The organism is Nonomuraea sp. NPDC050383, assembly GCF_044459125.1.
In the GTDB taxonomy this organism is placed as follows: Bacteria; Actinomycetota; Actinomycetes; order Streptosporangiales; family Streptosporangiaceae; genus Nonomuraea.
The window spans coordinates 45476-69982 of record NZ_JBITIP010000009.1; the positions used below are offsets into that span (position 1 = coordinate 45476).

Consider the following 24507-nt stretch of genomic DNA (forward strand, 5'->3'; position numbering starts at 1 on the left):
GGCGGCCGCGGCGCACGCCGTACCCAAGAGGTGAGGCGATGGCGCGACGACATCACGAGGTGCGGCGGGGCGCGGCGGGCCTGGCGGTCGCGCTGGCCGTGACGCTGCCGCTGGCCGGCTGCGCCGCCGAGCGGAAGACACCCGGAGCCGGCGGCGGCGCGGCCCCCGGCGTGACCGCCACCAGCGTCAGGGTCGGCGGCGTGCTGACCAAGACCAGTGCCAGCGGCTACTCCACCAAGGACGCCGAGATCGGCGCCAGGGCCAGGTTCGCGCGGGCCAACGCCGAGGGCGGCGTCCACGGGCGGAAGATCGAGTTCGTCGGCGCGGAGGACGACGGCCAGGACGCCGCGAAAGGCGACGCGGCGGCCAGGAAGCTCGTGCAGCGCGACGAGGTGTTCGCCCTGGTGCCCGTGCACGCGCCCAACTTCGGCGGCGCGGCGTTCCTGGAGCAGCAGGGCGTGCCGTGGTTCGGCTGGGCGACCGGCCCGCAGTGGTGCGGCACCACCACCGGGTTCGGCTACAACGGCTGCCTCGCGCCCAAGAAGGGGGCCGGCTCGCAGACCTGGTGGGGCCGGCAGCTGGCCGACCTGCTCGGCGGCGCCCAGGGCAGGAGCGTCTACGTCCAGACCACCGACTCCAGCGGCAGCAAGTACGGCGGGACGACGATCTCCCAGTCGTTCACCGCGGCCGGGTTCGAGCTCGCCGGCCTGAACTCCGGCCTGCCCGCCGCCGCGCCGCCCCCCGACTGGCTCCCGTACGTCAACAAGATCATGACCTCGGACGGCGGCAAGGCGCCCGACGTCGTGGTGTCGGTCATCGCCGGCACGAAGTTCAACGTCGGCCTCTACTCCGCGCTCAAGCGGGCCGGCTACCGGGGCGTGATCACCGACGCCACCAGCTACGACGCCGCCGTCCTCAAGGACCCGGCCGGCGCGCAGGCCCTGGAGGGCGTCGTCGCGGCGCCGATGTTCGAGCCGTTCGAGTCGACCGCCCCCGAGATCGCCACGTTGAGGGCCGACGTCGAGAAGGTCGCGCCCGGCACGACGCTCACCCAGCACCTGGCGATCGGCTACTGGGCGGCCGACATCTTCCTCGACATGCTCGCCAAGACCGGCAAGGACCTCACCCGGCAGAAGTTCCTGGCCACCGCCAACGGCGACTACACCTACGAGAACGCCGGCTTCGGCCGCGTCCGCTTCCCCGCGGACCACACCGAGCCCAACGGCTGCGGGGCCCTGGTCAGGCTGGAGGGCGGCGCCTTCAAGGTCGCCAAGAGCCTGAAGTGCTTCGACAACGTGCCGCTGAAATGATCGCCGGCTACATCCTCAGCGGGCTCGTCACCGGCGCCGTCTTCGCCGTCATGGGGGCGGGGCTCACCCTGTCGTACGCGGCCACCGGCGTCTTCAACTTCGCCCACGGCGCCGTCGGCTTCGTGACCGCCCTGCTGTTCTACCAGTGCGACCGCGCCGGGCTGCCCGCGTGGCTGTCGGCGCTGCTGGCCGTCGGCGTCTTCGCGCCCGCGCTCGGCTACGCGCTGCACCGGGCCATGTTCCGCGGGCTGGCCCGAGCAGGGGAGACCGCGCAGATCGTCGGCACCATCGGGCTGACGATCGCGCTGCCCGCCCTCGGGCTGCTCGCCGTGGACCTGCTCGGGCTGCCGCCGGCCGACGCCACCGCGCTGCCGCGCGGCGTCGGCCCGCACCCGGCCGTCACCCTCGACGTGCTCGGCGTCCGCCTCGACACCGACCAGCTCATCATCTTCGCGCTCTCGGCCGTCACCGCCGCGGGCCTGTGGGCGTTCCTGCGCCACACTCCGTACGGTCTGCGCATGCGCGCCTCCGTGGACCGGCGGCGGCTCGCCACGCTGCGCGGCGTGGACGTGGACGCCACCTCCGCCCTGGCGTGGATGCTCGGCTCCGGCCTCGCGGGGCTCGCCGGGGTGCTGGCCGTGCCGGTCATCGGCCTCGACGCCACCGCGTACACGGTCCTGCTGTTCGCCTCCGCGACGGCGGCGGTGTTCGGGCGGCTGCGGTCGGTGCCGTGGACGTTCGCCGCCGGGCTCGGGCTGGGCGTCGTGCAGAACCTGGTCGCCGGGTACACCGACTTCCTGGAGGAGATCACCGGGCTGCGGACCGCGGTGCCCGTCATCCTGCTGTTCGCCGGGCTCGTGCTGCTGAACCGCTCGCGGGAGCGGGTGGCGGGCAGCTCGGCCGAGGACGCGCCGCCGCCGGACCATCTGACCGGGGTGCCGCCGTGGCGGCGGCGCCTGCCGTGGGCGCTGGCGCTCGTGGCGCTGCTGGCCTTCACCGTGGCCGGGCCCGAGTACTACGTGGGCGTCGCGGCCAACGGGCTGGTGCTGGCGCTGATCTTCTGCTCGTTCGTGGTGGTCACCGGGATCGGCGGCATGGTCAACCTGGCCCAGGCGTCCTTCGCCGCGATGGCCGCCCTGACCTGCGGCTGGGCGTACGCGTCGGGGCTGCCGTTCTTCGTGGCGATCGTGCTCGGGGTGCTGGCCGCCTGCGCGGCCGGCCTGCTGGTGGCTCTGCCCGCGCTGCGGCTCGGCGGCCGGGTGCTGACGCTGGCCACGCTGGCCCTGGCGCTGCTCGCCGACCAGGTGCTGTTCCAGGTGGACGCGTTCAGCAACGGCACGATCGGCTGGCCGCTGCCCGCGCTCGGGCTCGGGTTCGCCGACACCTCGGACCCGCGGGTGCGGGTGGCGCTGCTGCTCGCGCTCGTCGGGCTCGCCGGGCTGCTGGTGCGCAACCTCGAACGGTCGGCCTCCGGGCGGGCCGTCCTCGCGGTCCGCTCCGCCCCGGCGGCTGCCGTCACCTCGGGCCTGTCCGCGCCCCGCGCCAAGATCACGCTGTTCGTGCTGGCGTCGGGCGTCGCGGGGCTGGGCGGCGTGCTGTTCGCCGTGTCCAAGGAGTCGATCACGGCGACCGACCTGCCGGCCTTCTCCGGGTTCGTGTGGCTGGCCGTGGTGGTGCTCCAGGGGGTGCGGCGCGTCGGCGGGGCCGTGCTGGGCGGGCTGGTCGCCGCCGCCGTGCCCGAGCTGCTCGCCGCCTGGGGTGTGTCGGCGCACGTGGGAGCCGTCCTGTTCGGCGCGGGCGGCGTGATCCTGGCCAAGCACCCGGACGGGGTGCTGGCGCAGCTCGCCGAGTCCCGGTACCGCCGCAGGCGCCGCCGGGAGCCGGAGAGTCGGGGCCCGGAGAGTCGGGGCCCGGTCCGGCGCGAGCCCGTCGTGGGGGTGGCCCGCGAGCCCGCCGATCAGGTCGCGGACGGCGCGCCCGCGTTGTTCCGGCTGGAGGGCGTGGTGGCCGGATACGCGGACTGCACGGTGCTGCGCGGCGTCGAGCTGTCCGTACGGCCCGGCGAGGTCGTCGCGCTGCTCGGCGCGAACGGCGCCGGCAAGTCCACCGCCTGCGCCGTGGCCGCCGGTGACCTGCCCGTGGCCGCCGGCCGGGTGCTGCTCGACGGCATGGACGTCACGCTCTGGCCCGCCCACCGCCGGGCCCGCGCCGGGGTGCTGCTGGCGCCCGAGGGCCGGGGCGTCTTCCCCGGCCTCACCGTGGAGGAGAACCTGCGTACCTGGCTCGACGACCCCGCGCCCGCCTACGAGCGGATGCCGCAGCTCGCCGCCCGCCGTACCGTCCTCGCGGGGGCGCTGTCCGGCGGCGAGCAGCAGCTCCTCACCCTGGCGCCGGCCCTCGTCAGGCCGCCGCGCGTGCTCGTGGCCGACGAGCCGTCGCTCGGGCTCGCGCCGCTCGTGGTCCGGCAGGTGTTCGAGGTGTTCGCCGAGTTGAGGGAGCGCGGGGTGGCGCTGCTGCTGGTGGAGGAGAAGGCGACCGAGGCGCTGGCCGTGGCCGACCGGGTGGCGTTCATGCGGCTCGGCCGGATCACCTGGACGGGGCCGCGCTCCGAGGTGGACGCCGACCGCCTGACCGCCGCCTACCTGGGGGTGTCCTGATGCTCCGGGTGACGGACGTGTCCGTGTCGTTCGGCGGGGTCAGGGCGCTGGACGGGGTCTCGTTCGAGGTGCCCGAGGGGCAGGTGTGCGGGGTCATCGGGCCGAACGGCGCGGGCAAGACGACGCTGTTCGACGTGGTGTCGGGGCTGCGCCGGCCGAGCTCGGGCCGGGTGAGCGTGGCGGGGGAGGACCTGACCCGGGTGTCCGCGGTCCGGCGGGCCCGGCGCGGGCTGCGGCGCACGTTCCAGCGCACCCAGGTGTTCGGGCGGCTCACCGTGGCCGGCAACGTGCTGGCGGCGCTCGACTGGCACGGCGGGGGTGGCGGCCTGGCCGCCGACCTGGTCGGCCGGCCCGCGCGCGGGCGGCTGGAGCGCGAGCGCGGGCGGCGCGTGGACGAGGTGCTGGAGCTGTGCGGCCTCACGGCGCTGCGCGAGGCGTACGCGGCGGCGCTGCCGGTGGGGCAGCGGCGGCTGGTGGAGCTGGCCCGCGCCCTGGCCGACCGTCCGAGGCTGCTGCTGCTCGACGAGCCCACCTCCGGCCTCGACGCGGAGCAGACGGCCCGGCTGCGCGCGGTCGTCGGTTCGCTGGACACGACGGTGCTGCTGGTCGAGCACGACATGGGCTTCGTCATGGATGTCTGCGATCGGCTGGTGGTGCTGGACCTCGGCCGGGTCATCGCCACGGGCGCCCCGGCGGAGGTCCGCGACGACCCGGTGGTGCGGGCGGCGTACCTGGGGTGAGCCACGTCTCTCAGAACGGCGGGGACGCGCGGATCGTCCCCAGCAGGTGGGCGTGGACGCGGGCGACCGGCTCGGCGGACAGGCCGCCGGAGCGGACCGCGAGATAGCCGGTGTTGATCGGCGGCACCTCCGGCTCGGCCAGCGTCACCAGCGCGCCCGACGCCAGGTGCGCGCGGCACAGGTACGAGGGCAGCACCGACCAGCCCATCCCGGCCAGCACCGCCGCCACGACGGCGCGCAGGTCGGGGATCACCACCTGCGCGGCCATCGACGGGCGGCGGCCGAAGACCGTGCGCCAGTAGCGCCGCACGATCGGCAGGTCCTCCGCGTACGCGATCAGCGGCAGCCCCGCCGGCCACTCACCCGCCACGGACGGGGCCGCCACCAGCACGAACTCCTCGTCGTACACCGGCTCGGCCTGGATGCCCCGGTGGCGCGGCCGGATCGTGGAGATCACCAGATCGAGCCGCCCGGCGGCGAGCCCGGCGAGCAGGTCGTCGGCCAGGCCCAGCGTGAAGCGCACCCGGAGCCCGTCGCGCACCAGCGGCGCCAGCATCGGCACCACCTGCTCCGACAGGAACTCCGCCGGCCCGCCCAGATGCACCGCCCGCTCGGCCGGCAGCCGCGACCCCACCACGGCGTCCAGCGTGTCCAGGGACGGGGCCACCCGGCGGGCCAGCTCGTCCGCGGCGGCCGTGGGCGCCACGCCGCGGGGCAGCCGGTCGAACAGCGGCCGGTCCAGCGCCGCCTCCAGGCTCCTGACCTGCGCGGTGACCGCGGGCTGCGACAGCCCGAGCGTCTGCGCCGCCGCCGTGATCGACCCCGTGCGGTGCACCGCGAGGAACGTCCTGAGCAGATCCAGTGATACCGACATATCAGTATTCTGATGGCTAGGCGTGCCTTGCGCTATTTGTGGCTGATGGCCGGGAGGGACATCCTGGAGGCATGACCAAGCGCATTCTCATCGCACTGACCAGCCATGACGATCTCGGCGGCGTGCGCAGGACCGGCTACTACGTCTCTGAGGCGGCCCATCCGTGGGAGGTGTTCCGCAAGGCAGGGTTCGAGGTGGACGTGGCCAGCGTGCGCGGCGGCGAGCCGCCCCAGGACGGCCACGACCCGTCCGACGAGGTCCAGAACGCGTTCCTCGCGACGGAGGCGGCCCGCGACACGGCCAGGCTGGCCGACGTGGACGGCTCCGCGTACGACGCCGTGCTCTACGCCGGCGGACACGGCACCATGTGGGACTTCCCGAACGACCCCGACGTCGCCCGCGTCGGCCGGGAGGTCTACGAGCACGGCGGCGTGGTGGCCGCCGTCTGCCACGGCCCGTCCGCCCTGGTGAACCTCACGCTCTCCGACGGGTCGTACCTGGTGGACGGCAAGAGGGTCGCCGGGTTCACCAACAGCGAGGAGAAGGCCGCGGGCGTGGACGGCGTCGTGCCGTTCCTGCTGGCCGACGCGCTGGAGGAGCGGGGCGCCCGGCACGAGGGCGCGCCGGACTGGCAGGCCCAGGTGGTCGTCGACGGCCGCCTCGCCACCGGCCAGAACCCCGCCAGCGCGGGACCCCTCGCCGAGCGCGTCGTCGAACTCCTCGCGTAGGCGTCGGCGAGGGTACGGGGCACGTACCCAGGAAAGACATGGGGCATGACGCTGCACCCCAACCTCGACCCGGAGCTGCGCGAGGCCCTGGAGCGGGCGCCGCTGCACACACTGGAGGCGGCGACGCTCACGCCCGAGGTCATCGCGCGGCAGCGGGCCGAACTGGACGCCCTGCTGGCGCTCATGCCGCCGCCGGGGCCGGGGGTGGTGGTCGAGGACAGGCGCGTGCCCGGCCCCGAAGGTGACGTGCGCCTGCGCGTCCATCTCCCGGCGGCCCCGCCCTCGGCTGCGGCCGGGAGGCCGTGCCTGTACTGGATCCACGGCGGCGGCATGGTCCTCGGGCGGCCGGAGATGGACGACGGCCTGCTCGCCGGGTACGTGGAGCGGCTCGGCTGTGTCGCCGTCTCCGTCGACTACCGGCTCGCGCCCGAGCACCCGCACCCCGCGCCCGTCGAGGACTGCTACGCGGGTCTCGTGTGGACCGCCGCGAACGCCGCCGGGCTCGGCGCCGACCCGTCCCGGCTGGCCGTCGCGGGGATGAGCGCGGGCGGCGGCCTGGCCGCGGCCACGGCCCTGCTGGCCCGCGACCGGGGCGGCCCGTCCGTGGCGTTCCAACTGCTGGCCTGCCCGATGCTCGACGACCGCGGCATCACGCCGTCCAGCCGCCGCCTCGCCGACGCCCCGCTGTGGGACGGCGCGGCCAACGCCTTCGGCTGGCGGGCCCTGCTCGGTGACCGGGCGGGCGGCGAGGACGTCTCCCCGTACGCGGCGCCGGCCCGGGCGGCGGACCTGGCCGCGCTGCCTCCGGCGTTCGTGGACGTGACCGAGTTGGAGATCTTCAGGGACGAGGCGTTCGACTACGCGCGGCGGCTCGCCGAGGCGGGCGTCTCGACGGAGTTCCACCTCTATCCGGGCGGCTTCCACGGGTTCGACGCGCTGCTGCCGGACACCGAGCTGGGCCGGGCCGTCTCCGCGACCCGGCTCGCCGCGCTGCGGCGCGCCTTCCGGCCCCGATGAGGGACCGTCACGCGGGACGGCCGTGGCCGGAGGCCCGCAGGACGCCGCGCAGTGGACGCATGCCCTCCTCGACGTAGCCGGCGATGGGGCGGCTGCCGCCGTCGAGGTACCACCGCTCCAGCGCGGCGAAGTAGCCGAAGACGAGGGCGTTCGTGACCACGCGGGCCTGTGTCCCGGTCAGCTCGCCGGTCGCCGCGATCAGCGGCGCGATCCGTCGGCTCGCCCGGTCGAGATTGGCGAGGACGGCCACGCGGACCGACGGCTCGGCGAAGAAATAGCGCACCCTGCGCCACGGGCTCTTCCCGGCCTGAGGGCCTGTGGGCGCGCCCTCGGAGCCGGCGGCGTCCTCCGGCGCGGCTTCGTAGGCGCGCACGGCGCGCAACAGGCTGCCGACGGGATCGCCGGGGTCCAGGAGGTCCTCCGGGTTCATCCGGTCGAACTCGTCGGCCACCACGATGCCTTCCTTGGTGCCGAAGTAGCGGTACACCGACGACGGCGACACCTCGGCCGCGGCCGCGATCTCCTCGATCGTGACCGCCGCGAACCCTCTCTCGTCGAACAGGTCGAGGGCGCATTCCTGGATGGCGCGCATGGCCTTGTCCCGTCGGCGTTCGCGAAGCCCGCTCATGCGGTCACCGTACCAGGCTTGAGCACGTCACTGTCAAAAGACATTGACTGTCTCAAATTCCGAAGCTTAGAGTCACTTCCAGAAGACAGTGACTTTCTGAATAAGGGGCTTCGCGTCATGACCGAGCTGAGACAGAGACCACGCAACCGGACACCGCTGGCGATGATGTACGTCGGGGCGGGACTAACCGTCGTCGCCGCGGTCTACCCGCTGATGGACCGGAGCGTCCTGGCGGACCACATCAAGGCGGGATATCCGGCCTACGGGTTCGGCGCGATCGACTCCGCTGTCACCGCGTACCTGGCGATCCTGTCCACGATCGGGGTGCTCGGACTGCTCGGCTGGCTCGGCACGGCGTGGGCGGCCCGGGCCGGCAAGCGCTGGGCCCGCCCGCTGGCGGCCGGGCTGCTCGCGATCGCGGCCTGCGTCGCCGTCGCCGCCCTGACCGTCCGGGACACCTCGGGCGATGTCGGCCTCGCGCCCCTGCTGGGTTGGCTGCAGGTCCTTCCCTGCGTCGCCGGTCTCGCCGTGGTCGTGCCGTGGAAGAGGGCGGAATGACCGAGGGGGCGTACGCCGTCGTACGCGGGTTCGCGGAACTCAAGCGCGCGATGTACCGGCGCGGGCGGCCGAACGCGTTCATGCGGCTCCTGAACCGGCTCGACGTCGTGATGTACGGGGCCCGGCGGCTGTCGCCGCGCCAGTGCGCCGTGCTGAAGGTGTCGGGGCGCCGCAGCGGCGCCGTCACGGCGGTCCCGGTCGCGGTCACGGCCCACCGCGGCGGCGAGTTCCTCGTGTCGATGCTCGGGCCGGACGCGAACTGGGTGCACAACGCCCGGGCCGCGGGCGGTGAGGCGGTGCTGCGCCGTCAGGGTCGTGCATCGCGCCCCGCCATCCCGTCTTCCTCATCCGTGAGGCCGGCGTCGCGGAGAAGTCCATCGGAGTTCGAGTGCGTTCCTCCCGACCGTGAGCCGCGGCGCCTGGTCAGTTAACCAAGCGTGCGCTAGGTTGGTGTCGTGGATCTCGACTTCTCCCGGGCCGAGCAGGACTTCCGCGCCGAGGTCCGCGACTGGCTGGCCGCGCACGTGCCCGGCCCGCTGCCGTCGATGGACACCCCCGAGGGCTTCGAGGCGCACCGCGCATGGGAGGCGCTGCTCGCCGCCGCCCGCCTGTCCGCCGTCTCCTGGCCCGAGCGGTACGGCGGGCGCGGCGCCTCGCTCATCGAATGGCTGATCTTCGAGGAGGAGTACTGGGCCGCCGGCGCGCCCGGCAGGGTCAGCCAGAACGGGATCTTCCTGCTCGCCCCCACCCTGATGACGTACGGCACCGAGGAGCAGCGGCGCGCCTGGCTGCCCGGCATGGCCCGCGCCGACCAGGTGTGGGCGCAGGCGTGGTCCGAGCCCGAGGCCGGCAGCGACCTGGCCGCGCTCACCTCCCGGGCCGAGCGGGCCGACGGCGGCTGGCGGCTGTACGGCCAGAAGACGTGGAGCTCCCGGGCCGCCCACGCCTCCCACGGGTTCGGCCTGTTCCGCAGCTCCGGGGCGCGGCACAAGGGGCTGACCTACGTCATGTTCCCGCTGGACGACGTCACGGTGCGGCCCGTCGCGCAGCTCGACGGGCTGCCGGGGTTCGCGGAGCTGTACTTCGACGGCGTGTACGTGCCCGACTCGATGGTGATCGGACAGCCCGGTGAGGGCTGGCGCATCGCCATGGCCACCACCTCCTCCGAACGCGGCCTCGCCCTGCGCAGCCCCGGCCGGTTCCTGGCCACCGCCGACCGGCTCGTGGAGCTGGCCCGGGACGCCGACCCGGCGCTCGCCGACCGGGCCGCCCGGTGCTGGACCGACGCCGAGGCGTACCGGCTGCACACCTTCCAGACCGCGCGCCGGATCATGGCCGGGGAGGAGATCGGCTCCGCGTCCAGCATGGGCAAGGTCTTCTGGTCCGAGCTGGACCTGCGGATGCACGGCCTGGCCATGGAGCTGCTGGGGGAGGGGGCGGGGCGGACGCCGTGGCTGGACGGGTTCCTGTTCGCGCTGGCGGGGCCCATCTACGCGGGCACCAACGAGATCCAGCGCACGATCATCGCCGAGCGCGTCCTGGGGCTGCCCCGATGAACTTCGCCTTCACCCCCGACCAGCTCGCCCTGGCCGAGACCGTCCGGGACGTGCTGGCCGAGCACTGTCCCGCCTCCGCGCTGCGCACCGAACGCCTGCCCGCCTGGGACCGGCTCGCCGCCGTGGGCTTCTTCGGGCTGCTCGTCCCGCCCGAGGCCGACGGGCTGGGGTTGCGCCTCGTGGACGCGCTGCCCGCGCTGGAGGAGACCGGCCGGGCCTGCCTGCCGGGGCCCGTCGTCGAGACGGCCGTCGTGGCGCCGTACCTGCTGCCCGGGGTGCCCAAGCTCGCCTCCGGGGCGGTGCGCGTGAGCGTCGTGCCGCCCGGCGGCGTCGGCGCGCCGGACGCGGACCTCGCCGACCTCATCGTGGTCGCCGGGACCTCGCCCGGCGCGGGGACCGGTGCGGTCGTGCCGAGACTGGTGGCGCGGGAGTCGGCGCGGCTGCGGCCGGTGCCGGGCCCCGACCCGTGCCGCCGCCTGTCCGAGGTGTCGTTCACGGAGTCCACGCCGGTGGAACGGCCGTTCGCGCCGGCGCTGCGGGCGGCCACCGTGGCGACGGCCGCCCAGCTCATCGGGGTCGCCCGGCGGCTGCTGGACGTCTCCGTCGCCTACGCGGGGGCGCGGCGGCAGTTCGGCGCGCCCATCGGGTCGTTCCAGGCGGTCAAGCACCGGCTCGCCGACGTGGCGGTCGGGATCGCGTTCGCCGCGCCGCTCGTCCACCGGGCCGCCCTGTCGGTGGACGCTCGGTCCGGAGGAGATGTGGACGCTCAGCCCGGAGGAGACGTGGAGCGGGACGTGAGCGCCGCCAAGGCCGCCGCCGGTGAGGCCGCCGACCTCGCCGCCCGCGCCGCCCTCCAGACGCACGGCGCCATCGGGTACACCGAGGAGCTGGACCTGCGGTTCTGGCTGGCCCGCGCCTGGTCGCTGTCGGCCGCGTACGGCGGCGCGGCCGAGCATCGGGCCAGGGTCCGCGAGAGCCTGACCGGCGGCGTCACCCGGCGGTACCCGTGAAGTACGGCGTGCCTCTGGGCCTCGTCCACCCGGCCGCGTGGAAGGACGTCGCGGTGGCGGCCGACCGGCTCGGGTTCGAGTCGGTGTGGCTGCCCGAGCACCTGGTGTTCACCACCGACCTGTCGTCGGCCGCGTACCCGGGCACCACGGAGCCGGGCATCAAGCCGTCCACGCCGCTGTTCGACGCCCCGGCGTACCTGTGCTGGCTGGCCGCGCTCACCACCCGCGTCCGGCTCGGCACGGCCGTGCACCTGCTCGCGCTGCGGCACCCGTTCGTGTCGGCCCGCGCCTTCGCCACGCTCGACGTGGTGTCCTCGGGCCGGGCGATCTGCGGGGTCGGGGCAGGGTGGTACCAGGGCGAATGGGACGCGGCCGGGGTGCCGTTCGCGGACCGGGGCGCCCGGCTGGACGAGGCCGTCGAGGTGACGCGACGGCTCTGGAGCGAGCCCGTGGTGGCGCACTCCGGGAGGTTCTACAGCTTTCCCGAGGTGGCGTTCGAGCCGAAGCCCGTACAGCACCGGCTGCCGATCCTGTGCGGCGGCGAGTCGCCCGCCGCGCTGCGCCGGGCCGCGCGGCTGTGCGACGGGTGGATCAGCATGCCGCACACGCTGGAGTCGATCCGGCCGCAGCTCGACCGCCTCGCCGCGCTCGGCGGGACGAGATCGGTCACGGTCCACGCGTACGAGCTGGGATCGCCGGACGAGGTGCCGTCCTGGGCCGCGCTGGGGGTGGACCGGCTCATCGTCCGCCCGTGGACCCGGAGCAGGGACGCGGTGTCGAGCCTGGAGTCGTTCGCGTCCCGGTACGGGGTGGCGCCCGGCGCCCGGGAGACGAGGGTGGGGTGAGCGCCGGGTCCTGATCCTGGTCCGGCTCGTTGTCACGCCGGCCGGGTCAGGCGCGGTGGCGGCCCCTCCGGGTTCCGGTGCGGCGGCCCTCGCGGGTGCCCGTGGAGGACCGTTCCGGGGTGGGGGAGACGGGCGGGGACATGGCCGGTGTCCTCTGCGTGGCGGGGGACGCGGCGGGTTGCGCGGGGCCGGTGGTCGCCGGGGTGGCGTGGGTGGGGGCGGCCGGGGCCGGGGCGCGGCGCGGTTCGGGGGAGCCGTCCGCGGCGGTGTGGACGGGGGAGCGGTGGCGACGGCCCCGGAGCGGCGTGTCCTGGGGGAACTGGTCGGACCAGCGGGGCTCCAGCTGGCGGACGTCCCAGCGCCCGCCGGCCCGCTGGGCGTCGGCTCCGTGCCCGCCGGCACGATGGGTGTCGGCTGCGTGCCCGTCGCCTCGGTGGGACGTGGGCTGGGCCCAGTAGGGGTCGATCCGGCGGGCGTCCATGTGGTGCGGCTGCTCGGGGCGGTGCTGGGTGGTACCACGGTGCCGGCGACCGCGCGGGGCCGCGTCGGGCGAGAACGCGACGGGCTCCTCGACCGGGTGCCCGCTCCGGCGCCGGCGCCCCCGGTAGCCGCCGGAGGAGCCGTCCTGCCGCGAGAACCGTCCCTGATCGGCGTGCGGGGCGTCCCCGTGCGCGGCGTGCGGGGCGTTCCCGTGCGGGGCGTTCCCGGCGTGCGCGGTGGTGGAGGACCGGCGGCCGAAGGCGTCCCAGGGCTCCTGCTCGCGGGGCGGCAGGCCCTGGGCGTCCCGCAGCAGGCTCCGGGCGTCCCGTACCAGGTGCGCGACCTCCTGCGGCAGCGCCTCGGCGGCAGGCCACGGCTCCGTGGGCGCGTACCGCGACGCCGGGCCCTCCGCCCGGCGCGACCCCTCCGCCTGGTGCGGCGTGTACGCCACCGGCCGGGAATCGTGGCGCCGGACCGGTTCGGACGTGTGGGTGGACGAGCGCGCGCCGGCGGCCGCCATCGCTCGCGGGCCGAACGCGTCGAACGCGCTCGTCGCCTCCGGGATCGTGAAGGTGCCGAACGGCAGCGCCAGCCGGGCCGCGACCGTCTCCAGCGGGACCCCCTGCCGTACGGCGGCCGGGTCCAGCGGTGCGAACCGGTCCAGGCGCGCCGGGTCCATGGGGGTCAGGCGGCCGTCCGCGTCCGACGTGAGGGGGGTGGGGCGGCGGTGGCGGCGCTCCGTCGTGGCGTCGGCGGGGACGATACGGCGGGCGCCGAGCGCCTCCAGCGGGGCGCTCTGGTGGATGGCCGTGGGCTCCAGCGGGGTGGTGGCCCCCCGATCCGGGTGCCGGTCCGGGAACAGCTCGGCGAGGATGTCCGGGTGGAGCGGGAGGGGGCCCGTGGCGGCGGGGTCCGTCGGGAAGAAGTCCGCGGCCGAGGGAGAGCCGGTGCTGGGCGTGGCCGGCGCCGAGGGAGGGGCCGAGGAGGTGAGCGCGGCCGAGCGCGGTGCGGCGACCGGCTCCACCGTGTCCAGGAGGGCGTCGGCGGCCGTCGCCGTGGACCTGCGGCCGGAGCGGTGCCCGCCCGTGGCGCCGGAGCGGGCCCCGCCCGTGGCGCCGCTCGCCAGGGCCGGCCGGGCGTGGGCCGGGGTTCCGGCGACCAGGGTGGCGCCGGCCGTCGCCGTGGCGCCGGCGGCGAGGGCCGCTCCGGCCGTGGCGCGGGCCGTGGCTGTGGCGAGGGTCGAGGCGGCCGTCGCCGTGGAGCGCGTCATCAGAGGCGCGCCGGCAGCGGCGGGGGCGGTGGCCGGGCGGCGGGTACGGCGGTGGCGGCGGCGGGCCGGGGAGGCCGGGACCGGGGCCGGGGTGGCGAGGGCGGGCCGGGCGCGCAGGTGCCGTGTCTTGGCCACCGCCAGCAGCGCGAGGGCGGCGACCAGCGCGGAGCCCACCAGCGCCGGCGACTCCAGCGCCGGGGACGGGTGCGGGGCGGCGGCGTCCACGGGCGGCGGCGACAGCGGCTCGCTGGTGACCGCCTTGGTGCCGGCCGTGACGGGCTTGGCGTGCTTGCCCTTCTTGGCGGCCTTGTCGGCGTTCGCGGTGGACCCGGTGGTCGGGGCGACGGCCTGGGGCTTGGCCTGTGCCTGGGCGGTGGGCGCCGGGGTGGGGGCCGCGGCCTGCTGGGCCCCGTTGGTGGGCTTCGCGGTGGGCTTGGCGCGGGCGGCCAGCGGGGGAGCCACGATGTTGACCTCGGAGTACGGGATCAACGCCCCGAGCGTGCTGTCCGGCGCCTGGAGCTGCGTGGGGTCGCTGCCGGGGGGGACGATGGGCTCGACCGAGTCCCGCCGGAACGCCTCCTCGCGGGCCTTCTTGTCCAGGCGCTCCTTGATCCGCCACGGGTAGCCGTAGCCGACCACCTTGCTCGTGTCACGTTCCTTGCGCTTGGCGACGCCGCCGTCGATGTTGCCCTCGATCGTGTAGATCGTGTCGCCCTCGACGCGGGTGACGATGCCCACATGGTCGATCTTGTCGATGCTCCGGGAGCCGCTCCAGTCGTAGAAGACGAAGGCTCCCGGCTGGGGCTTGTGCCCCCATGCGTCGTGCTTGCGGAACCACTTGGCGTGACTGACGGTCCAGGCGAACTGGCCCATCCAGTCCTCGTAGCCGAGCTTGTGCGCGGCCCACGAGAGCATCATGTCGCACCACGGCGCGGAGGTGTAGTCGGCGTCGAACTCGACGTTCTTGCCGTACCAGTCGCCGAACTTGGTGTAGGCACCGCCCCTCTCCGAGTAGCCCAGCTGGCCCTCGAGGAGGTCGATGAACTTCCGCATCTCTGGCGTCATCTAGTGCAGAGAAACCTTTCGGGCAAGGCCGGGTTAATCACCGCAGCCTGGGGTACTCGGGGTATCCCGGGACGCATGTGACTGTCCGGAGGCCTGTAGTCATCCGTGATGTCGGAGGCTACCGTGACAAAAAGGCAGGTCAAGCACGCGTCAAGCGCGCGTCGCGCGCTCGGCGGTGGGAAGGTGCTGGTCAAGAGCTTGCCAGGTTTGTCCAAAGAACGTGTCGTTTATAGGTAAAAGATCTAGCTCTAGCGCCAAAGATCCCGATTTGATAGAACGTGTTCTAAGATGCGGTCCATGACGATCGACGTCGCCGCCCAGGACGCCCGGCTCGAAGCCCTCTGCGCCCTCGCCCGCGGGACCAGGGACTTCATGGACGCCGTGACCCTCACCGAGGTGGGCGAGGACGAGATCGCCGCCGTCGCCGCCGAGCTGACCGCCCTGACCGCACGCCTGCGCGCCGCCTCGCGGGAGACCCCGCAGCCGCTGGAGATCGGCGCGGACGGCACCGTACGGCACCTCGGCAACGCCGTCACCGGCGCCGCCAACCCGCACGCGCTGCCCCTGGTGGTGGAGCGCGACCCCGAGGGAGGCGTACGGGCCGACATCGCCTTCCGGGCGCTGCACGAGGGGCCGCCCTCGGCCGTCCACGGCGGCATCAGCGCGATGATCCTCGACCATCTGCTCGGTCAGGCGGTCGCCGCCGCCGGGATGGGCGGCCTCACCGGCACGCTGACCGTCCGCTACCGGGCGACCGTCCCGTACGGCCGGCCGCTGGTGGCCACGGCCGAGCACAGCCGGAGCGAGGGGCGCAAGTCGTGGGCCGACGGGCGCATCGCACTGCCCGACGGCACCGTCCTGGTGGAGGCGACCGGCCTGTTCATCACCCCGAGCGCCTGGATCGGCCGCCGGCTCCCCTGAAGCCGGCCAGGCGCCCGGTCAGTGCCCGGCGCCGGCCGTCAGTACCCCGCGCCGGTCGTCAGGCCGCCGTCCACGGTGAACTCGCCGCCCGTGCAGTAGCTGGCCCGGTCCGAGGCCAGGAACGCCACCACGTGGGACACCTCCACCGGCTTGGCGAACCGCTTGATCACCATGGACCTGACGAACGCGTCGGCGTCGACCTCGCCCATCATGTCGGGGTTCATGGCCATGGAGGTGTTGATGGCCCCGGGGTGGACGGAGTTGACGCGGATCTTGAAGCGGGCCAGCTCCCGCGCCGCCGACTTGGTCACGCCGCGCACCGCGAACTTCGAGGCCGCGTACGCCGACAGCCCCTCGGCGCCGACGAAGCCCTCGATCGAGGAGATGTTCACGATCGAGCCGCGCCCGGCGGCCTTCATCGGCTCGATGACCGACTTGACGCCGAGCCAGGTGCCCTTGAGGTTCACGCTGATCACTCGGTCGAACTCGTCCGGCTCCATGTCCGCGATACGCCGAAATTTCAGTATCCCGGCGTTGTTGACCAGGATGTTGAGCCTGCCGTGCAGCGAGACGGCGGTCTCCACGGCCCGGCCCCACTCCTCCGGGCTCGTCACGTCGTGATGCACGAACGTCGACCCCGTCTCCTCCGCCAGCGCCTTGCCCTCCTCCTCCAGCACGTCGCCGAAGACCACCTCGGCGCCCTCCTCCCGGAACAGCCGCACGTGCGCCTGGCCCATGCCGCGCGCCCCGCCGGTGATCAGCGCCACCTTGCCGTCAAGCAGTCCCACCACGACCTCCCGCCGCGACCGCCACCGCGGCCGCCTCCATGGACCGGTACACCGGGACGCCGGCCCGCGCGGCGATCCCCCTCACCTCGTCCTCCACGCCCGCGGGCGCGCACTCGCCGTTCCGCGTGACCAGGGTGAACCTGGTACCGGACAGCTCGTCCTGCGCCCGGCCGAGCGCGCGGGCGTACTCCAGCAGCGGCTCGGCCGCGGTGCCGTACGTGAAGAAGCTCTGCACGTTGACGTGCGCGACGACGTCCCGGTACGGCCGGCGGCGCAGGATCGCGGCGACGGCCGAGGGCACCAGGTCCGGCCGGGCGCGCGGCCCGACGGGCACCTCCAGCGGGTTGGCCAGGGAGCTGCCCGCTCCCAGGCCGAGCCCGCGCAGGTCGGCGAGGGCCTCGCCGGGCAGCGGGTCCAGCCGAGTCCCGGCCCGGTCGAACGCGTCGGCCGCGAGGACGCTCGCCCCGCCGCTCGGCCCGATCACCAGCACCCCGTCGCCGGACACGGACCGCGTGCCGTGCGCCTGGAAGAACGACAGCACGCCGATCAGGTCGTCCTGGCTGCCCACCAGCGTGGCGCCGGTCTGCTCGGCCAGCGCCCGCCAGATCCGCCCGTCGCCGACGAGCCCGCCGGTGTGGGAGGCCGCGGCCCGCCGCCCCTGGGCGCTGCGCCCGCCGACCAGCAGCGCGACGGGCAGCGTGGTCGCGGCCAGCGCCTCGTACAGGGCCCGTCCCTCGCGCGGATCCTCCAGATACAGGCCCACGGCCCGCGTCTCGGGGTCGTGCGACAGCCAGCGCAGCAGCTCGGCGGGCGTGACGTCGGCCGCGTTGCCGACCGTGGCGACGCGGCTGAACGCCAGCCCGCGCCGCTCCCCGACCTTGATCACCTCTCCGGCGAGGCCGCCGCTCTGCGAGATCAGCGCGACGCTCCCGGGCGGTCCGAGCCCGCCGCCGGTGAACGTCTGCCGCCCGCGCGGGCAGTACACGCCCATGCAGTTGGGCCCGAGCAGCCGGGTGCCGGCCGCGCGCGCCGCCGCCACCAGCTCGGCCTCCAGCTCGGGCCGTCCCGCCTCGCCGAACCCGCCGCTCATGACCTGCGTGTACGGCACGCCGGACGCCTGCCGTACGACGTCGGCGCATCTGTCGGCGGGCACCGCGACGAGCGCGTAGTCCACGCGGGCCTCCGCCAGCGACGGCACGGCGGGCACCCCGGCCACCTCGGCGGCCTCGGGATGGACGGCGACCACGGGCATCCCCGCGGCCCGGTAGAAGTCGAGGAACATGTTGCCGAAGTTCGGGCGGGTGGTGGAGGCGCCGACCACGGCCACGGCGCGCGGCTCGAACAGCGGCCGGAAGTCCGTCCCCCCGGCGTTCCGCGCGCGTTCGGCCGAGGGGGCGGCCGAGGGGGCGGCCGAGCGGGCGGCGGGCAGGTAGCGGGCGTCCACGGCCACCACGCCCGACGGCGACGCGATCACCGGGTTGGCCTCGAACTCGCCCAGCTCCAGCCGCTCCCACAGCCCTCCCGGGCCGCCCAGCGTCATGAGCAGCTTGACCACCGCGCCGACGTCCACCCCCGGCCGGCCCCGGTGCCCGTGCAGCAGCGCCGAGCCCCGCAGCGACGCCAGCATGCGGCGGGCGTCGTCCTCGGAGACCGGGCACAGGCCCAGGGCGGTGTCCCGCAGCGCCTCGGCCCATATCCCGCCCAGCCCGGCCAGCAGCACCGGCCCGAACCCGGGATCGCGCACCAGCCCGGCGATCAGCTCCACCCCAGCCCCGGCCTGCTCCTCCACGAGGAACCCGGCCGGGGTGATCCCGCGCGCCGACAGCGCCTCGCGCATCCGCCGGGCCGCGTCCTCCACCTCGCGGAGCCGCAGGCCGAGCCGCACCGCGCCGGCGTCCGACTTGTGGACGAGCCCCGGCCCGAACGCCTTGAGCACCACGGGTTCGGCCAGCCCCGCCACCGCATCGACATCAGGGGCGGCCGTGATCACGACGCCGCGCGGCACCGGCACCCCGGCCTCCCGCAGCAGCGCCTTGGCCTCGTGCTCGGGCACCGGCTGGGGCACGTCCTCGACGGCGGCCATCGCGTCAGCGCTCCAGCAGGCGGTGGAGCTCGCGCCGCAGCAGCTTGCCGGGCCCGCCCGACGCGTCCTGGAAGTGCGGCAGCTCGTCCACCACCAGGATGCGGTCCGGCCGCTGGTGCGCCGGCAACGTGTCGGCCAGGGCCGCCGCCAGCTTGGCGGAGTCCAGCGTGTGGCCGGCGCGGGGCACCACGGCCAGCAGGATCTCCTGCTCCACGGCCTCCCGGCCCTCGACGTGCGCGGGGACGCCCGCCGCGCCCGCCTCGGCGACGCCGTCCAGCGCCGCGGCCGCCTCCTCGACGGCCACCGGCTGGCTCCAGAGTCCGCCCTTGAGTATCGCGTCCTCGCGCCGCCCGAGGACCCGCAGCACCCCGTCGTCGGAGACGGCGCCGAGGTCACCGCCCACGTACCAGCCGTCGCGCAGCACCTCCGCCGTCCGGCCGGGCAGGCCGTCGTAACCGGCCATCACGTGCGGGCCCGCGAGGTTGATCTCGCCGATCCCGCCGACCACGCGTTCGCCGGTGGGCCCGGTCACGCGGACCGCGTTGCCGGTGCGGGCCCGTCCGGACGACCCGAGGGGGGTGGAGCCGTCGTCGACGCGGCCCATGCAGGTGTACGGCGCCTCGGTCTGGCCGTAGTAGGAGTAGACGGCGGCGCCGGGCAGGCGGCTCTTGACGCGGTCGAGCATGGTGGCGGTCAGGGGCTCGCCGCCCAGCATGATGACCTCGACGGACGACAGGTCCACGCCCTCGTGCTCGGCCGAGCCGAGCAGCGCCGCGTAGAACGACGGTATCTGGGACACGTGGGTGACCCGCTCGCGCGGCACGACCCGCAGGAAGTTCGCCGGCCCCCAGTCCTGCTCCAGCACCAGCCGCATGCCCGCGTACAGCGCCGGGCCGGCGATGGCCGGGAACCCGATGCCCCAGATGATCGCGCCCGTGCCGAACACCGCATCGGGACCGCGCGGCACGTCCAGCCAGATCTGGGCCGTGGCCAGCGACGAGGCGTGCGTGTGGACGACCGCCTTCGGCAGGCCGGTCGTGCCCGAGGTGTAGTAGAGGGCGAGCGGGTCGTCGTATGCGCCCCCGATCGGCGGCTCCTCCTCGGACGCCTCCGCGGCCAGCGCGTCGAGATCCACCGTGTCCGGGTCCACCGTGTCCGGGTCCACCCCGCCGTCGCCGGGCCCGCCGACCTTCATCCAGGTGGTCACGCCCGGGAGCGCGGGCCTGATCTCGGCCACGGCCCGCTCCACCGTCGAGTCGTACACGAAGGCCGTGCAGCCCGACTGCTCGACGACCGCGCGCAGCGTGTCGGCGGGCCAGTACGGGTTCAGGGCGGCGGTGACCACGCCCGTCTTGGCCTGCGCCAGGTAGGTCTCGGCGACGTGCAGGGTCTCGTTCAGCAGCGCCCCGACCCGCTGACCGGGGGTGATCCCGGCGGCGAGGAGCGCGTGGGCGCGGCGGTTGACGAGCCGGTTGAGCTGGTCGTAGGTGAAACGGCGCTCGCCGCAGTAGGTGAGCGCCTCCCGGTCCGGGGTTCGCAGGGCCCCGGCGGTCAGGATCGCGTGGCCGTAGTTGCCGTAGGGGGATCGCGCCATGGGAGCCTCCGGATCAGCGGTCGAGCTGGAAAAGGAGTGCCGGCAATCGGTCAGAGGGGTCGCCGCGTACCCGGACGCGGCGAGGGACGGTCAGAGAGGGGCGTAGAGCACGAAGACGTTGCCCGACGGGTCGCGCAGCACGGCACGCGTCTCGTGCGGCCCCTCCTCGGGCGCGCGCACCACCTCACCGCCACGGGCGGACAGCTCCCGTACGGCCAGCGCCACGTCGTCCACCCGGTACGAGGGCGCGGCCGTGTCGGCGACCTGCTCGGCGGGCCCGGCCAGCGCCACGGTCACGCCGCCGCCGTCCAGCGCCGCGAACCGGTCGCCGTCGCGGAACTTCACCGGCAACCCGTAGAAGGCGATCGCCTGGTCGAGGTCGGCGACGGGGATGAGCACGTTGCCGAGCTTCCCGAGCACGCTCACAGGGGTCTCCAATGCGGTAGGTCGTCCAGGAACGTCACCCGCACCGGCATCCCGATGCGGACCTCATCCGGCGCGCAGCCGACGACCTGCCCGAACACGCGGGCCCCTTCCGGCAGGTCCACCCAGGCCAGCACGTACGGCTCCCGTCCCCGGTAGCCGGGCGCGAACGACCGGTGCACGACCGTGTACGTGTGCACCACGCCGTCGCCGGAGACCGGCTCGAAGACGAGCCCGTCACCGCCGCACCACGGGCAGTCCGCCTCGGGGAGGTGGACACGCCGTCCGCAGTCCGTACAGCGCTGGACGACCAGCTCGCCGCGCCTGCAGGCGGCCCAGTAGGCGGAGGTGTCACCGGTCATCGCTTGCCAAGCTAGCGCACGCTTGGTTGCCCGACAAGGGCGCGGCGGCAGCCCCGGTGCCCGGCCGCCGGCGCGCCCGGATCGGCGACCGCCGGATCAGTGGTTTCCGGCGGTCCCGAGGGCATCGGACGGCGGCACCCCGTCGCCAGGGGGCACCCGCGGGTCCGGAGGAGAGACCGCGGGGTCTCCTCGGGACTCGGAGAGGGGGACGGGGTCGCCGGGCCGGGGGCCGGGCGGGGCGACGGCCCGGCCGGGCGTCGGCGCGGGGCTCGCCGTGGGGGAGGGGGTGGGCGTGGGCGGCGGGCAGGGACCGCCGTCCACCTCGACCTCGCTGATCTGCGGCCCGTTGTCCGCCGCGGGCTCCGTCAGCACCATGAGGCCGAAGTGCGCCCGCGTGCCGCAGGGCACGTCGCCGAGGTCGCGCAGCACCCCGCTCGTGTACACGGTCTCGCCGGTCAGGGTGCGCGTCTCCCGGGCGACCGTACGGGCCGGTCCGTCGCCGTCGCGCCGCGTGTACGCGATGCGCAGCCGTACCGGGCCGGTCCCCTCGGCGGACACCCGTACCGAGCCCGCCGAGCCGCTCCATCCGACGATGCCGGCGGAGCGGACGACCGGCGCGGTGGCCGGGGAGATCGGCGAGGGCACGCCCGGCGTGGGCCTCGCGGACGTGACGGGCCCAGGAGAGGCGGGGGCGGTGGTGGCGGGGCCCACGGGAGCCGGTGTGACCGGACGTGACGCGACCGGACGTGACGGGGCGGGACGTGAGGACGGTGGGCGCGAGGAGGCGGGCGCGGACGGGCGGTCCGTGCCGGCGGCCCTCCGGCGGGCCGGGTCTGTGACGTCGCCGGACGTGGACCGTTCGGGCGCCTCGGGCTGCGGCATCAGCACCGTGCCCGGGTCGCGCGCCAACCGGCCGCCCGACGCCGCGACCGCGATGGCCATGACCGTCACGGCCGCCCCCGCGATCCACAGGTGGGGCGGCAGCTTCGGCACCCTCAGCAGCCGGTCGCGCAGCGGCCGGTCCCGCCGGGAGGCGCGGCCGGTCGTCGCCGAGCCGGACGGGGCCAGCGGGAAGCGCAGCGCGAGCAGCGTGGCCAGCTCCGCCAGCTGACGACGGCCCCGTTTCTCCCAGTCGGGCCCGTAGCCCGCGACCGCGTCCTCCTCCAGCTCCGCCGCGAACCGCCGCGCCGAGGCGTACCGCTCCGCCGGGTCCTTGGCCAGGCCGCGCCGCAGCAGGTCACGCAGCGTGTCGGGCACCACCTCCAGCGGCACGGGCTCCGCCAGGTGCAGGTCGCGCAGCTCCGGCACGCCGCCGGCCCGGAACGGAGGCCGTCCCTTCACGGTCTCGAACAGCAGGCACGCCGCCGCGTACAGGTCGGCGGGCGGCCCGGCGGCGCCCCGCGTCCACAGCTCCGGCGCCATGTACGGCGGGCTCCCGGCGGGCACCCCAGGCTCCTCGGCGTGGACCACGACGCCGAAGTCGCCCAGCTTGGCCGTGCCGTCGGCCTGGACGAGGACGTTCTCGGGCTTGACGTCCCGGTGCGCCACCCCGCGCTCGTGGGCCGCGGCGAGCGCCAGCAGGGTGGCCTTCAGCACGGCGAGCGCCGCCTCCGGGCTCGCGTGGCCGTGCTCCGACAGCAGGGCGCGCAGCGAGACGCCGTCGACCAGCTCCATCACCACGGCCGCCCGGGCCGGTGTCTCGACGTACTCGTGCAGCTTGACCACGTGCGGGTCGTCGATCTCGACGAGGGCCGGGGCGTCCACCCGGAAGCGCTCCATGAACTCGGCGTCCCGGCGCAGGGTGGCGTTCAGGTACTTGATCGCCACGTAGGCGCCCGTGGTCTCGTAGGTGGCGAGGAACACGCGGCCGGTGTGACCGCCGCCGAGCTGGCGCACTTCCCGGTACCCAGGGACCAAGTCCAACCCCCATCACGCGAGCCGTCTCCGGTTCGACGGTCTCACCCGGGGCGCGGGTTGTCACGACTGGCGATATTTCGCCCATGGTTGTGCTGGCGTCACTCGGGGTGGCGGGTGGGGCTCGTGTACGCTGCTCCCAAGCAAGCGCTCGGCTAAATGGAGGCCAGGGTGGACCGCGAGGCTGTGCTGGTGATGGAGATGCAGAGGGGCGTCATCGGCGATCTCACGAAATTTCCGGATCTGGTGACGGCGTGCCGGCTCCGTGACGTCGTCCCCAACGCGGCGGCGGTCCTGGACGCGGCCCGGGCGGCCGGGCTCCCCGTCGTCCACTGCACCGCCGCCTTCCGGGCCGACCGGGCGGGCTCCCACACCGGCAACTGCCCGTTCATCGTCTCCCTGCTCGACGACCCCGCCCACATGCTGGAGGGCACACCGGCCGTCGAGGTGCTGCCGGAGCTGCGCGAGCCCGGCGACCTGGAGAGCCGCCGGTACCACGGCTTCTCGCCGTTCACCGGCACGTCCCTGGACATGACGCTGCGGTCGCTGGGCGTCTCGTCGGTGGTCGCCGTCGGCGTGTCGCTGAACCTGGGCATCCCGGGCCTGGCCCTGGAGGCGGTGAACCTCGGCTACCGGGTCACGGTGGTCACGGACGCGGTCGCCGGGATACCGGAGGAGTACGCGAGGGCCGTGCTGAAGCACACGGTCAGCCTTCTCGCGACCCGAGTGACGGCGGACCGGCTGGTGGAGCGCTGGAAGGCCGACGACGGGACGGCCGGGGAGGGGCGGCGATGACGGAGGAGGGCAAGCCGGACGGGGCCGAGGCGCAGGGGGCGGTGACGGACGGGGCCGAGGCGCAGGGGGCGGTGACGGACGGGACGGTGGCGGACGGGACGGTGGCGGGAAGCGGGCTGATGGAGGGGCTGCGGCTCGACGGGCGGACGGCGGTGGTGACCGGGGGAGCGGGGGCCATCGGCGCGGCCGTCGCCGGCGACCTGACCGCCCTGGGCGCCCGCGTCGTGGTGGCGGACGTGGACCTGGAGGGCGCGGGCAGGGTCGCCGCCGGGCTGGCCCGGGCCGTCCCCCTGGGCGTGGACCTCGCCGTGCCGGAGTCGGTGGAGCGGTTCTGCGTCGCGGTCGGCGACCTGGGCCTGGACGTGGACATCCTCGTCCACAACGCGGGCGTGTCCATCGTGGAGCCGTTCACCGAGAGCGACCCGGCGGCCTGGGAGCTCATGTGGCGGGTGAACCTGCGCGGCCCGATGCTGATGACCAAGCTGCTCCTGCCGGGGATGCTGGCGCGGGGCTGGGGGCGGCTGGTGTTCGTCTCCTCCGACGGGGCGCGGGCCGGCTCGGGCGGCGAGGGCGCGTACGCGGCGACGAAGGCGGGGCTGTTCGGGCTGGCCAAGACCCTCGCCCGGGAGGCGGCACGGGCGAACGTCACCTCCAACGTGGTCTGCCCGGGCCCCACCGACACGCCGATGCTGCGCCGCGTGGCGGCCGCCGAGCCGGGCCTGGTCGAGAAGATCTCCAGGGCCGTCCCGCTGCGCCGCCTCGGGACGCCCGCCGACGTGGCGGGCCTCGTCGCGTACCTGTGCACGGACCGCGCCGCCTACATCACCGGGCAGACCCTGTCGGTGAGCGGCGGCGTGACCATGCACTGAGGACGCACAGGGGGGACGGC

22 protein-coding genes are annotated in these 24507 nt (G+C 75.1%); 13 read left to right on the forward strand and 9 right to left on the reverse strand.

The genetic code is table 11. The annotated features are described in order from the left end of the window. The first annotated feature begins 38 nt into the window (after positions 1 to 38). From ACIBG4_RS22830 to ACIBG4_RS22840, 3 genes are read left to right on the forward strand one after another with little or no spacing between them, the layout of a single operon-like run. Positions 39 to 1310: an ABC transporter substrate-binding protein gene (locus ACIBG4_RS22830; RefSeq protein ID WP_397203497.1), complete on the forward strand. Its 1272-nt coding sequence runs from the start codon at positions 39 to 41 to the stop codon at positions 1308 to 1310. Then, the gene (locus ACIBG4_RS22835; protein ID WP_397203498.1) at positions 1307 to 3967 is read left to right on the forward strand and encodes an ATP-binding cassette domain-containing protein; all 2661 of its coding nucleotides are present in this window, start codon (positions 1307 to 1309) and stop codon (positions 3965 to 3967) included. Before ACIBG4_RS22830 ends, ACIBG4_RS22835 begins: the two co-directional genes overlap by 4 nt. Then, entirely contained in the window at positions 3967 to 4707 is a 741-nt protein-coding gene (locus ACIBG4_RS22840) for an ABC transporter ATP-binding protein (RefSeq protein ID WP_397203499.1), read from the forward strand. Before ACIBG4_RS22835 ends, ACIBG4_RS22840 begins: the two co-directional genes overlap by 1 nt. A gap of 10 nt (positions 4708 to 4717) precedes the next feature. On the opposite strand, the gene ACIBG4_RS22845 is transcribed toward ACIBG4_RS22840, so the two are convergent. Further along, complete coding sequence (locus ACIBG4_RS22845; protein WP_397203500.1) at positions 4718 to 5581, reverse strand: LysR family transcriptional regulator; 864 nt, start codon at positions 5579 to 5581, stop codon at positions 4718 to 4720. A 71-nt stretch (positions 5582 to 5652) separates the two neighbouring features. Between ACIBG4_RS22845 and ACIBG4_RS22850 the strand changes: the two genes are divergently transcribed. Together ACIBG4_RS22850 and ACIBG4_RS22855 are read left to right on the forward strand one after the other, a co-directional pair. Further along, positions 5653 to 6309 (forward strand): type 1 glutamine amidotransferase domain-containing protein, encoded by a 657-nt coding sequence (locus ACIBG4_RS22850; protein ID WP_397203501.1) that lies wholly within the window; start codon positions 5653 to 5655, stop codon positions 6307 to 6309. A 45-nt stretch (positions 6310 to 6354) separates the two neighbouring features. Next, positions 6355 to 7326 carry an alpha/beta hydrolase gene (locus tag ACIBG4_RS22855; RefSeq protein ID WP_397203502.1) on the forward strand — a complete coding sequence of 324 codons (972 nt, stop codon included), beginning with the start codon at positions 6355 to 6357 and terminating at the stop codon, positions 7324 to 7326. A 7-nt stretch (positions 7327 to 7333) separates the two neighbouring features. On the opposite strand, the gene ACIBG4_RS22860 is transcribed toward ACIBG4_RS22855, so the two are convergent. Then, on the reverse strand, positions 7334 to 7954 hold the full coding sequence (locus ACIBG4_RS22860) for a TetR/AcrR family transcriptional regulator (RefSeq protein WP_397203503.1): 621 nt from the start codon (positions 7952 to 7954) through the stop codon (positions 7334 to 7336). A 117-nt stretch (positions 7955 to 8071) separates the two neighbouring features. On the opposite strand from ACIBG4_RS22860, the gene ACIBG4_RS22865 reads away from it, so the two are divergent. The 5 genes from ACIBG4_RS22865 to ACIBG4_RS22885 are packed head-to-tail and all read left to right on the forward strand — an operon-like array spanning position 8072 to position 11923. Then, complete coding sequence (locus tag ACIBG4_RS22865; protein WP_397203504.1) at positions 8072 to 8512, forward strand: hypothetical protein; 441 nt, start codon at positions 8072 to 8074, stop codon at positions 8510 to 8512. Next, complete coding sequence (locus ACIBG4_RS22870) at positions 8509 to 8943, forward strand: hypothetical protein (protein WP_397203505.1); 435 nt, start codon at positions 8509 to 8511, stop codon at positions 8941 to 8943. Before ACIBG4_RS22865 ends, ACIBG4_RS22870 begins: the two co-directional genes overlap by 4 nt. Positions 8944 to 8967: 24 nt before the next feature. Continuing rightward, positions 8968 to 10068: an acyl-CoA dehydrogenase family protein gene (locus ACIBG4_RS22875; RefSeq protein ID WP_355448317.1), complete on the forward strand. Its 1101-nt coding sequence runs from the start codon at positions 8968 to 8970 to the stop codon at positions 10066 to 10068. Then, positions 10065 to 11078 carry an acyl-CoA dehydrogenase family protein gene (locus ACIBG4_RS22880; RefSeq protein ID WP_397203506.1) on the forward strand — a complete coding sequence of 338 codons (1014 nt, stop codon included), beginning with the start codon at positions 10065 to 10067 and terminating at the stop codon, positions 11076 to 11078. The genes ACIBG4_RS22875 and ACIBG4_RS22880 overlap by 4 nt, the downstream gene beginning before the upstream one ends. A gap of 8 nt (positions 11079 to 11086) precedes the next feature. After that, positions 11087 to 11923: a TIGR03619 family F420-dependent LLM class oxidoreductase gene (locus ACIBG4_RS22885; RefSeq protein WP_397203507.1), complete on the forward strand. Its 837-nt coding sequence runs from the start codon at positions 11087 to 11089 to the stop codon at positions 11921 to 11923. Positions 11924 to 11969: 46 nt separating this feature from the next. Here the strand turns inward: ACIBG4_RS22885 and ACIBG4_RS22890 are convergent, their stop codons facing one another. Further along, complete coding sequence (locus tag ACIBG4_RS22890) at positions 11970 to 14726, reverse strand: CHAP domain-containing protein (protein ID WP_397203508.1); 2757 nt, start codon at positions 14724 to 14726, stop codon at positions 11970 to 11972. 309 nt (positions 14727 to 15035) lie between these two features. Between ACIBG4_RS22890 and ACIBG4_RS22895 the strand changes: the two genes are divergently transcribed. Continuing rightward, positions 15036 to 15659, forward strand: a complete 624-nt coding sequence (locus ACIBG4_RS22895; RefSeq protein ID WP_397203509.1) for a PaaI family thioesterase — start codon at positions 15036 to 15038, stop codon at positions 15657 to 15659. Positions 15660 to 15697: 38 nt separating this feature from the next. On the opposite strand, the gene ACIBG4_RS22900 is transcribed toward ACIBG4_RS22895, so the two are convergent. From ACIBG4_RS22900 to ACIBG4_RS22925, 6 genes are all read right to left on the reverse strand, one after another. After that, entirely contained in the window at positions 15698 to 16447 is a 750-nt protein-coding gene (locus ACIBG4_RS22900) for a glucose 1-dehydrogenase (protein WP_397203510.1), read from the reverse strand. Beyond that, positions 16434 to 18530 (reverse strand): acetate--CoA ligase family protein, encoded by a 2097-nt coding sequence (locus ACIBG4_RS22905; protein WP_397203511.1) that lies wholly within the window; start codon positions 18528 to 18530, stop codon positions 16434 to 16436. The genes ACIBG4_RS22900 and ACIBG4_RS22905 overlap by 14 nt, the downstream gene beginning before the upstream one ends. 4 nt (positions 18531 to 18534) lie before the next feature. Next, positions 18535 to 20124, reverse strand: a complete 1590-nt coding sequence (locus ACIBG4_RS22910) for a class I adenylate-forming enzyme family protein (RefSeq protein ID WP_397203512.1) — start codon at positions 20122 to 20124, stop codon at positions 18535 to 18537. Between the two features lie 90 nt (positions 20125 to 20214). Then, positions 20215 to 20550 carry a VOC family protein gene (locus tag ACIBG4_RS22915; RefSeq protein WP_355448341.1) on the reverse strand — a complete coding sequence of 112 codons (336 nt, stop codon included), beginning with the start codon at positions 20548 to 20550 and terminating at the stop codon, positions 20215 to 20217. Then, on the reverse strand, positions 20547 to 20909 hold the full coding sequence (locus ACIBG4_RS22920) for a Zn-ribbon domain-containing OB-fold protein (RefSeq protein ID WP_310716473.1): 363 nt from the start codon (positions 20907 to 20909) through the stop codon (positions 20547 to 20549). The genes ACIBG4_RS22915 and ACIBG4_RS22920 overlap by 4 nt, the downstream gene beginning before the upstream one ends. A gap of 96 nt (positions 20910 to 21005) precedes the next feature. Further along, positions 21006 to 22826 (reverse strand): protein kinase, encoded by a 1821-nt coding sequence (locus ACIBG4_RS22925; RefSeq protein ID WP_397203513.1) that lies wholly within the window; start codon positions 22824 to 22826, stop codon positions 21006 to 21008. A gap of 168 nt (positions 22827 to 22994) precedes the next feature. On the opposite strand from ACIBG4_RS22925, the gene ACIBG4_RS22930 reads away from it, so the two are divergent. Then, the gene (locus ACIBG4_RS22930; protein ID WP_397203514.1) at positions 22995 to 23618 is read left to right on the forward strand and encodes a cysteine hydrolase family protein; all 624 of its coding nucleotides are present in this window, start codon (positions 22995 to 22997) and stop codon (positions 23616 to 23618) included. Positions 23619 to 23737: 119 nt separating this feature from the next. After that, positions 23738 to 24487 (forward strand): SDR family NAD(P)-dependent oxidoreductase, encoded by a 750-nt coding sequence (locus ACIBG4_RS22935; RefSeq protein ID WP_397203715.1) that lies wholly within the window; start codon positions 23738 to 23740, stop codon positions 24485 to 24487. The last annotated feature ends 20 nt before the right edge of the window (positions 24488 to 24507 follow it).